At 37.8% G+C, this 13,749-nt stretch carries 14 protein-coding genes; all 14 read right to left on the bottom strand.

What is annotated here, in order from left to right:
• Positions 1-28 precede the first annotated feature (28 nt).
• The 14 genes from FPQ13_RS00445 to FPQ13_RS00510 all read right to left on the bottom strand — a co-directional run bounded on the left by FPQ13_RS00445 (position 29) and on the right by FPQ13_RS00510 (position 13,690).
• Positions 29-292, bottom strand: coding sequence for a stage VI sporulation protein F (locus FPQ13_RS00445; RefSeq protein ID WP_144087330.1), 264 nt, complete (start codon positions 290-292; stop codon positions 29-31).
• A 94-nt stretch (positions 293-386) separates the two neighbouring features.
• Positions 387-1,412 carry an NAD(P)H-dependent glycerol-3-phosphate dehydrogenase gene (locus FPQ13_RS00450; protein ID WP_144087331.1) on the bottom strand — a complete coding sequence of 342 codons (1,026 nt, stop codon included), beginning with the start codon at positions 1,410-1,412 and terminating at the stop codon, positions 387-389.
• Positions 1,413-1,428: 16 nt separating this feature from the next.
• On the bottom strand, positions 1,429-2,739 hold the full coding sequence (der, locus tag FPQ13_RS00455; protein WP_144087332.1) for a ribosome biogenesis GTPase Der: 1,311 nt from the start codon (positions 2,737-2,739) through the stop codon (positions 1,429-1,431).
• A gap of 334 nt (positions 2,740-3,073) precedes the next feature.
• On the bottom strand, positions 3,074-4,213 hold the full coding sequence (gene rpsA, locus FPQ13_RS00460) for a 30S ribosomal protein S1 (RefSeq protein WP_144087333.1): 1,140 nt from the start codon (positions 4,211-4,213) through the stop codon (positions 3,074-3,076).
• 62 nt (positions 4,214-4,275) lie between these two features.
• Positions 4,276-4,857, bottom strand: coding sequence for a lysophospholipid acyltransferase family protein (locus FPQ13_RS00465; protein WP_144087334.1), 582 nt, complete (start codon positions 4,855-4,857; stop codon positions 4,276-4,278).
• The gene (gene cmk / locus FPQ13_RS00470) at positions 4,857-5,537 is read right to left on the bottom strand and encodes a (d)CMP kinase (protein ID WP_144087335.1); all 681 of its coding nucleotides are present in this window, start codon (positions 5,535-5,537) and stop codon (positions 4,857-4,859) included. Before cmk ends, FPQ13_RS00465 begins: the two co-directional genes overlap by 1 nt.
• Positions 5,534-6,223 carry a flagellar brake protein gene (locus FPQ13_RS00475; protein WP_144087336.1) on the bottom strand — a complete coding sequence of 230 codons (690 nt, stop codon included), beginning with the start codon at positions 6,221-6,223 and terminating at the stop codon, positions 5,534-5,536. Before FPQ13_RS00475 ends, cmk begins: the two co-directional genes overlap by 4 nt.
• A gap of 89 nt (positions 6,224-6,312) precedes the next feature.
• The gene (ypeB, locus tag FPQ13_RS00480) at positions 6,313-7,653 is read right to left on the bottom strand and encodes a germination protein YpeB (protein ID WP_144087337.1); all 1,341 of its coding nucleotides are present in this window, start codon (positions 7,651-7,653) and stop codon (positions 6,313-6,315) included.
• Positions 7,654-7,669: 16 nt separating this feature from the next.
• On the bottom strand, positions 7,670-8,422 hold the full coding sequence (gene sleB, locus FPQ13_RS00485) for a spore cortex-lytic enzyme (protein WP_377863229.1): 753 nt from the start codon (positions 8,420-8,422) through the stop codon (positions 7,670-7,672).
• Between the two features lie 247 nt (positions 8,423-8,669).
• On the bottom strand, positions 8,670-9,623 hold the full coding sequence (locus tag FPQ13_RS00490) for an asparaginase (RefSeq protein WP_144087339.1): 954 nt from the start codon (positions 9,621-9,623) through the stop codon (positions 8,670-8,672).
• An 18-nt stretch (positions 9,624-9,641) separates the two neighbouring features.
• The gene (locus FPQ13_RS00495) at positions 9,642-10,622 is read right to left on the bottom strand and encodes a YpdA family putative bacillithiol disulfide reductase (RefSeq protein ID WP_144087340.1); all 981 of its coding nucleotides are present in this window, start codon (positions 10,620-10,622) and stop codon (positions 9,642-9,644) included.
• Between the two features lie 170 nt (positions 10,623-10,792).
• Positions 10,793-12,055, bottom strand: coding sequence for a Glu/Leu/Phe/Val family dehydrogenase (locus FPQ13_RS00500; protein ID WP_144087341.1), 1,263 nt, complete (start codon positions 12,053-12,055; stop codon positions 10,793-10,795).
• 108 nt (positions 12,056-12,163) lie between these two features.
• On the bottom strand, positions 12,164-13,096 hold the full coding sequence (locus FPQ13_RS00505) for a D-alanine--D-alanine ligase family protein (RefSeq protein WP_144087342.1): 933 nt from the start codon (positions 13,094-13,096) through the stop codon (positions 12,164-12,166).
• A 21-nt stretch (positions 13,097-13,117) separates the two neighbouring features.
• Positions 13,118-13,690, bottom strand: a complete 573-nt coding sequence (locus FPQ13_RS00510; protein ID WP_144087343.1) for a genetic competence negative regulator — start codon at positions 13,688-13,690, stop codon at positions 13,118-13,120.
• Positions 13,691-13,749: the final 59 nt, after the last annotated feature.

The following is a 13,749-nucleotide window of genomic DNA, read 5'->3' on the forward strand; positions in this document are numbered from 1 at the left end:
TTTGAACGTTCGCTAGCCTATACAATTGCTATTTTTTAAAAATTTGTTGAAGCATGTTCGCATCCATCGATTGATTCTTTTTCGTAACCAATTCAACAATTCGATCTTCTTTCTCTTTGGTTACCGGACGATTGGCCATTTTACCTAACCTTCTGACAAGATTTCGAACCGTTTTTTCATCCGAAAAATTTGCTTGTTGCATAGCATTTGCTACTTGAATGATCTCTTGTGGTGATATATCAGCTTTCTTGTTCAGATGATTCATAATCGAATTTGTAACATCATCTTTCATACGTTTTCCTCCTTACGAATACATTCATAATACTATATGCATTCTGGAGAAAGCTGTTCGTTCAACGCTAGAAGGATGTGTCATAACTTTAAATTTAATTAAAATCTACCGAGAGAGCATTCAGTTCATTCGTTTTTCCTCGTTGCATTAAATCATCAACAACTTGACGTGGATCTTTACCTTCAAATAGCAACTCATAAATACCACTTGTAATCGGCATTTCTACTGCTTCGATTTCTGCTAATTGATGTACAGCCTTTGTCGTACGTACACCTTCGACGACCATTCCCATCTTATCAAGCACATCGGATAATTCATATCCTTCACCTAACATAAATCCTGCTCGATAATTACGACTATGCTGGCTTGTACATGTGACAATAAGATCGCCAATGCCAGTTAGTCCTGCAAACGTTAAAGGAGTGGCACCTAGCTTGACGCCTAGCTTTGCCATTTCAGCTAAGCCTCTCGTCATTAATGCCGCTTTAGCATTATCTCCATAACCAAGTCCATCTGATATACCAGCACCGAGTGCGATAATATTTTTAAGTGCTCCACCGATCTCAACGCCGATAAAATCTTCGTTTGTATAAACCCGAAATACATTATTCATAAATAAATCTTGAGCTTTTTCGGCTTCTGTTGACTTTAACGAAGAAACAGTCACTGTAGTCGGTTGTTGCAAGGCTACTTCTTCTGCATGGCTAGGCCCTGATAAAACAACTACTTTTTCACCAAGTTGTTCTCCTAACTCTTCAGTCATCATTTCTGAAATCCGTTTATGTGTTTCCGGTTCAATACCTTTCGACGCATGCATAAGAACTTGATCACTTGTCAAATACTGTTTTGCTTGCTTAATGACATCTCGGATTGCTTTTGTTGGAACGACAACTAAAACAGCTTCAGAACTTTCCAATGCTTGTTTTAAATCATGATAACCAGTAATTTTATCCGGCAGTTCAATGCCTGGTAAATATTTGTCATTTGTATGTTGATTGTTGATCTCATCTGCTTGTTCTTTTCGGTGTGACCATAATCGAACATCATGTCCGTTATGAGCCAATACCATGGCTAATGCCGTTCCCCAGCTTCCAGCACCGAGTACCGTAACCTTTTTCATTCTTCCACCTCATCAATTAATTTCTTCTTCTGGCATAAATATTGACGGGCGTACCCTCAAAACCAAAAGCTTCTCGTATACGATTTTCCAAGAAACGTTCATATGTGAAATGCATCAATTGTGGGTCATTAACAAAAACGACAAATGTTGGCGGTTTTGCGGCCACTTGAGTGGTATATAGGATTTTTAGTTTTTGCCCTTTAATCGAAGGCGTCGGATTGACGGCTAAAGCATCTTCAATCACTTCATTTAATACGTTCGTCTTCACTCGTTTAGCGTGATTTTCGCCAGCCATGACGATCGTTGGCAATAAAGTGTGTAGTCTTTTCTTTGTTTTCGCTGATAAAAACACGATTGGTGCATAACTTAAAAATTGGAACTGCTTTCTGATTTCTTGTTCAAATTTGTTCATCGCATCTTGACTGCTCTCAACAGTATCCCATTTGTTAACGACAATAATAATTGCACGTCCCGCATCATGTGCGTAACCAGCAATTTTCTTGTCTTGTTCTCGTATTCCTGTGTCAGCATCAATTAAAATGAGAGCGACATCTGAACGTTCGATTGCCTTCATGGCCCTCAGTACGCTATATTTTTCTGTCGATTCATATACTTTACCTCTTTTACGCATCCCTGCTGTATCGATGATTGTAAAATCTCTACCTTCTCTCGTAAAAGAAGTATCTACAGCATCTTTTGTTGTACCTTCAACATCGCTGACGATGACACGATCAACGCCTAGTATGGCATTTACAAGAGAGGATTTACCGACATTCGGTCTTCCGATTAAAGAGAAATAGATTCTGTCTTCATCTTCAATCTCATTGCTGCGGTCAGGAAAATGCTTGACAACCTCATCCAACAGATCACCTAATCCTAATCCGTGTGTACCGGAAATCGGAAACGGTTGTCCAAAACCTAACGCATAATATTCATAAATTAAATGTTGCATTTCATAGCTATCAACTTTGTTGATGGCAAGTACAACCGGTTTGTTGGATCGGTATAAAATCTTTGCTACCTCTTCATCTGCACTCGTGATGCCTTCTCGACCATTGACCAAAAAGACAATAACGTCTGCTTCATGAATTGCAATTTCAGCTTGCTCTCTAACTTGTACAAGCAGTGGCTCATCACTTAAATCAATTCCGCCTGTATCAATAATATTGAATTCTGTATTTAACCATTCTGCTTTTGCGTAGATGCGGTCCCGAGTTACACCAGGTGTGTCCTCGACAATCGAAATCCGTTCACCAACTAAACGATTGAAGATAGTTGATTTACCGACGTTCGGTCTACCTACGATAGCAACAGTCGATTTTCTCATAATCATTCATTCCTAACAACATAAGTAAATTTTTTAATCACATTCTGTTAAATAAATAATAACTTTTAGCATTGTATTTCATTATAGAATTAATCGGATAAAAAAGCTGGGACAAAAATTCCTTTATATCAGAAAGTACCGAGTGACAGCATATAACGATCTATATTCCCAGAAACGTAGCAATTTTAATTAATGCACGTTCTCTTATTCGGAAAATTTCACGTATATAGTAATACTATCATACTCCGCTTCTTCTGATTAATAAATGTTTGTTAAGTCCCAGCCTCTTCCATTCATTTTATTGTAATGTTACTTATCAAAAACTAGAGATTTCTTAGTCTCTCATCTTTTTAAGTTTGTCCCCAACAAGGTCACCAAGTTGGAACGTATGGTCATCTTGATCTTTCTGGTATTTTTGATATTCAGAACGATCTTGATCTTCTTCAATTTCACGAATACTTAAAGAGATTCGTTTCTTTTCGCCATTTACTTCAAGTACCTTCGCTTTTACTTTCTGGCCTTGCTCAAGCACTTCTTCTGGTCTACCAATATGTTCTTTCGAAATCTGAGAAATATGCACAAGTCCTTCTACACCCGGTAGCACTTCTACGAAAGCACCAAAATGAACGAGACGAACGACATTTCCTTCGACAATTTCACCAACGTTAATTTGGTCTTCAATTCGATCCCATGGACCTGGAAGTGTTTCTTTCACTGAAAGACCGATTCGTTCATTGTCACGATCAACAGAAATGACTTTTACTTTCAATTGGTCTCCTTCGCTAACGACATCGCTCGGTTGGTCGATATGCTGATGGGATAATTGTGAAATATGAACCAATCCATCCATTCCACCTAAGTCAACGAAAACACCGAATGGAGCTAGTCGTTGTACTTTTCCTTCAACGATATCACCAATTTCGAGTTCTTGTAGTAACTCTTGTTTTTTCGCTTGCAGTTCTTCTTCAGCTACAGCTTTATGGGAAACGATGATGCGGTTTTTTTCCTCATTCATTTCGATGATTTTTACAGATAAAGTTTTTCCTTTGTACGCACTTAAATCTTCAACATAGTGCGTTTCTACATGAGAAGCTGGCATAAATGCACTTAATCCAGCATTCACGACTAAGCCGCCATTGACTGATTCAATTACTTCTACGTCGAAAACCTCTTCTTTTTCGAATCGTTCAGTCAATTTTTGAAACGCCGTTTCGCGGTCTTTCATCTTTTTGGAAAGAATAATTGTATCTTCTTCTACTTTTTTGACGACAACACTTACTTCTTCCCCTTCAGATAACACTTCGCTTGTATGATCCACGTGCAAATGTGAAAGTTCAGAAATAGGGATGACACCATCAAATTTTGTTCCTGTATCTACAACTACTTGTTTCTCCTCTAATTTCAATACAGTTACATTCAATTCATCTCCAACATTCAACACATTTACTTCATGGTCCTCATGATTCTCTACCATGTCCAAATCCTCCTTCGTACCCAAACTCTTCTTCAATAAATTTAACTAAATAAATCATAACATCATTTTCTATATTCATCTAATAATCGCTTTATATTTTCCATAATTTCATCGGTGACTTCTTGAGCGGATGGTTTGTCTTTTTTCAATGATTCGAACTGTATCGGTTTACCATAAATAACCGTCAATGGTTTAGAGCGTTCATATTTTCCGATGATTGCACAAGGGATGACTGTAGCATTAGACCGCATAGCGAAAAAACCTGCACCAGCAAGGCCTTTTTTTACTTGACCCGTTTTACTCCTAGTTCCCTCTGGAAATAGTCCTAATACATTCCCTTCTTCCAGAAGTTTCAAACCTTTTCGTAAAGCATTCCGATCACGCATACCACGTTTAACCGGAAATGCATTTACATTTCTTAAAATAAACCCAATACCTTTTTTCTCAAACAGCTCTTCTTTCGCCATAAAATGGATTGTTCTTGGCGAGGTAATGCCGACGGTAGGTGGGTCATAGTTTGAAATATGATTGGAACAAATAATTACAGGACCATCCTTGGGTATGTTTTCTTTTCCAATGACTTTAATTTTAAATAACAATTTAAATAAGACAGAAACGAGAAATTTACCTAATGGATATAACATTACGCTTTCCCTTCCTCATTTTCTTTTTGAATGACTATTGAAAGAATCTTGTCTTTCACTTCATCTATGCTCATAGAAGTAGTATCCAATTCTATGGCATCGTCCGCTTTTATTAATGGTGAAACTTCGCGTTCTGAATCCAATTGATCTCGTTTGCGAATTTCATCTTTGAGCGTTTCTAAGTCTGATTCAAATCCGTTTTCCACATTCTCTTTATGGCGACGTTCTGCTCTTTCAATAACGGAAGCAATCAAAAAGATTTTTACTTCTGCATTTGGAAGAACGTGCGTACCTATATCTCTTCCATCCATAACGACATTACCTTCTTCGGCTAATTGTTGTTGCATCGCAACCAATCTCTCACGAATTAAGCGATGTTTTGCAACAATTGAGACGTTATTGGTCACGTCTTTATCTCGAATTTCCTTTGAAACATTGATTCCATTAACATACACTTCTTGCTGTCCATCTGTTCCGGCTTGGAATGTAATTGAAGTATCATTCGCCAATTCCACTAATTCATGTTCTTTTTCTAAGTTAACAGAAGCTTTTAACGCAGCTAATGTCATTGCGCGATACATGGCTCCTGTATCTATGTATAAATAACCTAGCTCTTTTGCCAATAATTTGGCTACGGTGCTTTTTCCTGCTGCAGCAGGCCCATCAATTGCGATTCTCATATGCGTTTCCTCCTGGAATTTTGGTTATTACTTAATTTCCTTCGTTCTTCTAATTGTTTTTCGAAAATGAATTTAATAATTTTCTCCCGATTATTTGGTTGGATATCCGTAAAATTAATGGACATGCGGGGTTCAGCATGCTGTTGATCCAAAAAGTTACGAACAACTTTCCCTGGACTTTCGATATATTCATATTTGTCAGAGCTAAAAGGTAGTACAATCATTAAGCGGACAGTTTCATCTGGTTTGAATCGGTCTTGTGAATCAGTCACTACCGCTAAACCACCGCCACTGATATCGACAGATCTTGTTATTAAAGGAGCTTTCTCTTCCTCTAAAGAGTATACTGCAACATCTAGTACATTTTCTACACGAACGTATTGTCTGCGTTGAATTTTTTTAATTTCTGTCGAATGAGGTATACGAATATAAAGAACAGGGATTTTTTTTATCTTTTTCCTACCTAAAATTTCTGAAGAAAATTTATAGACCACATTATTCGAACCAACGACTGATATATCCGTAAGTTGCCCATCGGCTACGTAAGTTGTTGTTCCCTTACGTTGGTGCGAAGGATATGTAAGATATAAATAATTTCGATCGAATTCCATAATTTTGCTTGTATGTTGCTCTTTGTTACCACTTTGATCCATTTCTAACGTGACTCGCATACCTATTGTAAACACGTCACCATTCCCCTTCGTGAGTAGATATACTTATTATTACAAAAAAAACGAAAAAGGAAAAGACATCTTTTGTCTTTCCCTTTTTCAAGTTAAGAGGATTCAAATATTTGCTCACTATTCTTCAAGCGTTCAACGCCTTCTTCAAACCCATCATCCGCATTAATATACACTTTGTAAGTTGAATCATTGGCTTGTCCAATGAATTCATAAGTCAATACTTCATCACCTAAATCATTTTTAATAACTGCCAACTTTGATACCTCGACTTCGAGTGCAGGATTGACTAACTCTTTCGCTTCTTCTTCTGTTAAGTTTTGTTCATAGTTAACGTCTCCTCTAGAATAATGGTTCACTAAATAATCTCGAGCTGATAATGCGGTGATTTCACCATTATCCAAAGCTACTTTTACTTGAATACGATCTGGCTGATAATAAACATCATCATCCGTACGAACAAACGTATAGACTCCGATTTTTTCATATTGCATCGATTCTGTAGGTTCCATATTCTCAAAACCGAGACCTTTCAAATGTTCAGCTGCTTGATTCATTCCATCATGTAAACTAATTTCACGGTCTTGAACATCACGGTTTAGGATAAAGGAAACAACCTGACCACCTTGCTGCGTAACTTCTGCATACCCTCGGTGTGTGTCATTTTCAAAGGAAAAATAGTAGACAGGAAGGTCTGTCCCTTCCATTGATTCCGACACATTTAGCTCTAGAGACTCATCTAAGTCAAAATGTTTGCGAATAAACTGACTGGCTTCTTCTTCTGTAATTGGTTCTCCTTCCAGCTTAAGCTCTTTCTCATCTTCTGCCGTCGCTGTCAATCCAAACTGACTACCTGCTTCTATATAACTCTCTGCGTTTGTTTCAACAGTTTGAAACCCATCGATAATTGTATTATCACCAGGCTCATTCGTTGCTAGGGCCATTTCAACATCCATCCAACGCAATCCTTCATTCAAAACTTCATGTTGAACTCGTCTCAAGTCTCTTTTGACTTCATTTGATTGTTCATATAGTTCAGCCAAATAATCTAATTCTTTCTGTTCTAGGGGATCATCATCAAGTTTACGTACGGCTACCCGATATGAATATTCACCGATATTATTTAAAAACTCCTGGGTTTTATTAAATGGCAACAGAGATAGTGGTAACATGCCTACATCACCATGTGCTTCTGAAGTGATTTTCCAAATATCAGCCATTTGCGGTGAAAGTCTTTCTGGCGTATTCGTAGCCATAATGGTACTAATCTTATCATTCAATAAATCTATTCGATAAGTTAAATCATGAAATGCTCGTTGATATCCATTTTCTGCATGGACAAGAACTGCATCCTTATCTTGGTGTTCTTGATAACCCCAAATGCCTATACCGACCAACAAAACGCTTAATATCCCGATTGTTATCCATCGAAACAATATTCACACCTCCATTTTAATTACAAAAAATATGTTTGCCGATTCGTTTAATCTGAGGTCTTCCCCAAATCCAATCAGAAGTTGCGGTATCTGGATTGAAATAATAAGTAGCTCCACCTGAAGGATCCCAACCATTAATGGCATCTAAAACAGCTTCTTTTGCAGTTTCATTCGGCTCCATATAAATTTGTCCGTCCGCGACTGCGGTAAAAGCTAAAGGTTCAAAAACGACTCCAGAAATCGTATCAGGAAATGTCGAGCTTTCAATTCTATTCAAAATGACAGCAGCAACAGCAACTTGACCCTCATATGGTTCCCCTCTTGCTTCACCATACACAGCTTGTGCCATAAGACGGATATCATTTTGTGAGAAACCTTTTGGTACGTTTACAGCGGTAGGCGTTGGAGTAGTAGATTCTTCGCCTGTCGTTTGTTGTTCGCCGCCTCGATCTTGACCACCATAATGTGTGAATTTCTTCCCTTTATTTAGTTGCTCTTGAACATAGTTTTGATCATATTCTGTTGCTCGTTCTAGAGCTTGTTTCGTCTTTTCTCCTACAAATCCATCAACTTTAATGCCGAATTCGTATTGAAAATTACGGGTTGCCCAATATGTGCGCCATCCAAAAACACCATCAATATCACCGTTATAAAAGCCGATGTACTGAAGTCTAGCTTGCAATTCGATGACATCTTCTCCAACAGCCCCTTGTTGTATGACTTGGTTGGTAAACGCTTCTGCAGGCTTGGAAGGTACCATAAAAGACATGCCTGCAACTACTAATAAAGGCAAAATCATTAACTTCAACTTTTTTTGATTCATCGATTAACCTCCTCGATTCATTGTGACTTTCCATATTTTCCGCCTGAGTCTGAAATTTATGCGATAGAAGCACAAAAAACTGAGAACCAGAGAAAAATATTCTCCAATTCTCAGTTTCTTCAACCAAGTTAGCTTAATCAATTTTAATATTGTTCAATTATAAAAGTTTTAGTTGTAAATGGTTCAAAGCTAGTTAAAAATACACGTTTTCTTTTGCGGCTAGTTGAACGCTTAGTCGCACCCGGGCTTTCTTACTATCAAAATCTCGACCTAAAACGACTTGCTCATTATGTAAATTATGAGCACTTCCTGGATAGTCATATGTCGGATAGACAGAGCCTTCTTCTGAAGATGTCGTAATGACCACATATATGCCCTGTTCGATACATCGTTTGATTGCCGGCATCATGGTAGGTGTGACTTGACCACGACCTACCCCTTCGATAATTATTCCTTTACTTCCTGCTTTTGCTAATGCATCTAACACGACACCATCACTTTCAATATGGCACTTAACAATATCTACACGAGGCAAGGAACGATTAACTTGGTAATTTTCTCGGTTGATCGGCTTTTGAAATAAATAGACATCGTCATTATCAATAATTCCTAAATAACCAAATCCAAACGCATTAAACCCTTGAATATTACTTGCGTGTTCTTTTTTCACATAGCGTGCTGCAAAAATTCGTTCATTGAACACGACAACAGTTCCGCAATTTCTCAAGTCTGGGTGACTGGCGGAATAGATTGCGTGACGTAAGTTAATATACACATCACTACCTAAATCAGCAATTGAACGTTGAGAGCCTGTCACGACAACTGGACGCTCATCAGCGATAGTCAAATCAAAGAAATACGCCGTCTCTTCCAATGTGTCTGTCCCATGAGTGACAACCACTCCATCCACATTAGGATTTTCAAAGTGTTTTTCAATTCGATCTTTCAGTAAGATCCAGTCATCGCCAGTCAAGTGTATGCTAGGCTTTTGAATAGCTGAGTCAATTTCGACATCAATGCCTTTAGGTAAGTCACATAATTCTGCGAGTTCTTCGCCCGACATAGCACCCGAATCCAATTTCCCACTCGATTCTTTCGGTTTGCTGGCAATTGTTCCTCCTGTAGTGATTAGTACGACTTTTTTCAAATGAACCACCTACCGTTCTTATTGCATATTTTTTTGCTGTATATTCTCAGCGATTAAACCGCCGTGATATCGACCGTTTTCAATAAAAATTTTATTATTGTTATACCCAGCAGCAACTACACCTGCAACATAGAGATTTTCGACATTTGTCTCCATCGTATTTGGGTTGTAAATCGGACAAGCAGATTGATCGAGCTCAATGCCGCTTTCTTTCAAGAATGGTTGATCTGGTTGATAGCCCGTCATAGCAAATACATAATCAGCTTCTACAGAGTGTTCCTCGCCATTCTTGACGTATACTACATGAGATTTCGTAATTTCTTTTGGAATAGAATTAAAATGAATAAATGCTTTCTCATTTCTCATTAATGAATCAAATAATGGTAAAATCCATGGCTTAACACTTGCTGAATAATCTGAGCCTCGATAGAGTACCGTTACTTCTGCACCTGCTTTTTCTAACTCTAGTGTTGCGTCTACTGCTGAATTTTTCCCACCAATGACGACAACTTTTTTGTTGAAAAAAGGATGTGCTTCTTTGAAATAATGGGAAACATGAGGTAAATGTTCACCTTTAATTCCCATGTAATTTGGCTGACCGTAATACCCAGTAGCCATCACCACAAATTCTGCTTGGTAAACTTTTTCTGTTCCCTTATGATCAACGGAATGCAACTGAAAACAATCCGTATTTTTTTGTACGTGTTGAACTTCTTCAAAGGTATTAATTCGTAACCCTGTTCGTTGAGCAACGGTTCGATAATAATTTAACGCTTCATTTCGCACCGGCTTTTGTCTCTCAGAAACAAAGGGAATTTGCCCGATCTCTAATCGTTCACTTGAACTAAAGAACATTTGGTGTGTGGGATAATTATAAATCGCGTCCACTACACTTCCTTTATCGATGATTAGTGAGTCAATTCCAATATTTTTTAATTCAATGGCTGCTGACAGACCACATGGGCCCGCGCCAATTATAATGACTTTTTCCTTTTCCATCCTTATACACTCCTGTTTGTTAAAAACCAACTATACATATATGTGATTAAAAATTCCTACCAAATTAATGATAGGAGAAGATGTGCATATAATCAATGAATTAACTGTTATTTATAAAGACAATAAAAAGCCAATGAACATATACCATCCATTGGCGATTAAATAAAGTATTAAATCCAACCTCTATATCTTGCAGCTTCTGTCGCTCTCCGTACACCGACCATGTATGCTGCTAAACGCATATCAATTTGACGGTTTTGTGATGTCGTATACACATTATTAAATGAACGAACAAGGACTTCACGAAGTTTCTCTTGAACTTCTTCTTCTTTCCAGTAGTATCCTTGGTTATTTTGTACCCATTCAAAGTAAGATACAGTAACCCCACCAGAGGAAGCAAGTACGTCTGGCACTAGTAAGATTCCTCGTTCTGTCAAAATTTTAGTCGCCTCTAATGTTGTTGGACCATTCGCTGCTTCTACAACGATATCCGCTTTAATTTTATGAGCATTTTCTTCTGTGATTTGATTTTGAACTGCAGCTGGAACTAAAATGTCAGTATCTAGCTCTAGCATTTCTTGGTTCGTAATCGTGTCATCAAAAAGATTGGTTACTGTACCAAAGCTATCTCTTCTATCTAACAGATAGTCTATATCTAATCCGTCTGGATCGTGCAAAGCTCCTTCAGCATCAGAAATAGCAATAACTTTTGCACCCATATCGTGCATAAATTTAGCCAAGAAACTACCTGCGTTTCCGAAGCCTTGTACAATAACTCTTGCTCCTTTAACGTCAATTCCTCGTTTTTTGGCAGCTTCTTCAATACAAATCGTAACACCTTTAGCTGTAGCAGATTCTCTACCGTGAGAACCACCAAGAACGATCGGTTTTCCAGTAATGAATCCAGGACTGTTGAATTCATCAATACGGCTGTATTCATCCATCATCCAAGCCATAATCTGTGAGTTTGTGAAAACATCAGGTGCTGGAATATCCTTTGTCGGTCCAACTACCTGTGAAAGTGCACGGACATATCCCCGACTCAATGCCTCTAATTCACGAAAAGACATTTCTCTTGGATCACAAATAATTCCGCCTTTACCTCCACCATATGGAAGGTCGACAATTCCAGATTTTAACGTCATCCAAATGGATAATGCGCTAACTTCCTTCTCTGTTACATTCGGGTGGAAACGTACGCCACCTTTTGTCGGACCAATAGCATCATTATGCTGCGCCCGATATCCTGTAAATACTTTCGTTTTTCCATCATCCATCCGTACTGGAATCCGAACAGTAATCATCCGCATTGGTTCTTTCATCAACTCAAAAGCTTCGTTCGGATAGCCTAATTTATCTAGAGCTTCCTTAATCACTTCTTGGGTGGATAATAAAATATCATTTTTGGAATCTGCTGAATTCTCGGCTACCATTCATTTACCTCCTAAAATTAAGCAACCTATATAGTACATTAAACAGGCTTTCAATGATTAGTATACATTCAATATAACTTTATGCAACCATAATTTGTGAGTTTTTTATCAATAATTCTTCATAGCTAAACCAATCAATTTATCCAACATTTGCTCATAGTTTAAGCCAACTGCTGCCGCAGCGTCTGGATATAAACTTGTCGGTGTCATACCAGGTAACGTATTGACCTCTAAGATGATTGGTTCGTCTTGTTCGTTCAATATAAAGTCTACGCGTGAATAGGATTCACAACCTAATGCTTGGTGTGCCTTTACAGCTAAGCTTTGTATTTTGTCTGTCAACGGTTCAGCGATTTTGGCAGGTACAATATGTTCACTACCGCCTACACTGTATTTTGCTTCATAATCATAATATTTATTTTTAGGAATGATTTCAATAATCGGTAAAGCTTCTTCTTCACCTTGATTGCCGAAAACAGACACAGTCAACTCTCTACCTTCTACAAAGTCTTCCACGAGCAACTGATCGTCATGTGAAAAAGCGAGCTGAATGGCTTTTTCTATTTCTTCTTGATGATGAACAAATGTTAACCCAAGTGTCGAGCCTTCTTGATTCGGCTTAATGACGAACGGACAATCAAACGTGTTGATTATTTGTTGGTAGATTTCTTTGACGTCCATTTTTTTGTTGAATGTTTGACTGCGTGCAATTGGTAACCCTTCGTTAGCAAAGATTTGCTTAGACCGAGATTTATCCATCGCTAAAGAAGAAGCGAGAACCCCAGAACCGAGATATGGAAGTCCCAACAATTCTAAGAACCCTTGAACCCTTCCATCTTCTCCTTGTTTTCCGTGTAATCCAATTAATACGAAGTCTACATTTTCCAATTCACTAATATGTTGAGTAAGTTTGGCAGGATCAAAATCGATCGCAACGACATCATATCCTAGTTGGCGAAGAGCATTAATCATCCCTTCGCCAGTTGATAAGGATACTTCTCTCTCTTTAGATGTCCCGCCATATAAAACCGCAATTTTCATCTTGTCACCCTTTATACATATTTAGAAATACTTTTGAATGGTTTCAAAGGCATTTTGTTCAACAATACATTTTCCATATTCATTTAATATATAAGAGGTCATTGTCGATGGAGAAGAAAATTCTGATACCATTGAAATGATCTCTTCCTGGGATTGATCACTTAGCTCTTCATCATGTATTTTTACATAATAACAGCCTTCGTAATGATAAAGAGATGCTTGAAGTTCAGTTAATTTCTTAAACGAACCAGCTGCTTGGATGACATCTTCAAAATCATCGAATACAAACATCAATTCTTTACTCTCATCCATCGTTACCTTCAACTCGATAAAATCTTCATCTGAAATTCCTTCACTGTTTTGAGTAACTACTATTACCATACCTTGAGCTTGCAACATGTAAACCTGAACGACTAATTTTCCATCCAGTTCAATTCCGAGCTCATCACAAGCTTCATATAACATATCTTGAAAAAGCTCGTTAGCTTTTGGTAAGTTGTTCCACAATTCTTCTTTAGAGTATCCGCGTTCTTTTAAATCATTATATGTCAAAAAAATTTTGAATTGGTTAACGCTTAATCTCTCTAAACGCACGTAACCACCCCCAAAAGTATTTTATACTACTATATGATTTCATCCAACAAATAAAGCCT

The sequence above is a fragment of the Allobacillus salarius genome (genome assembly GCF_007559425.1).
Taxonomy (GTDB): domain Bacteria; phylum Bacillota; class Bacilli; order Bacillales; family Alkalibacillaceae; genus Allobacillus; species Allobacillus salarius.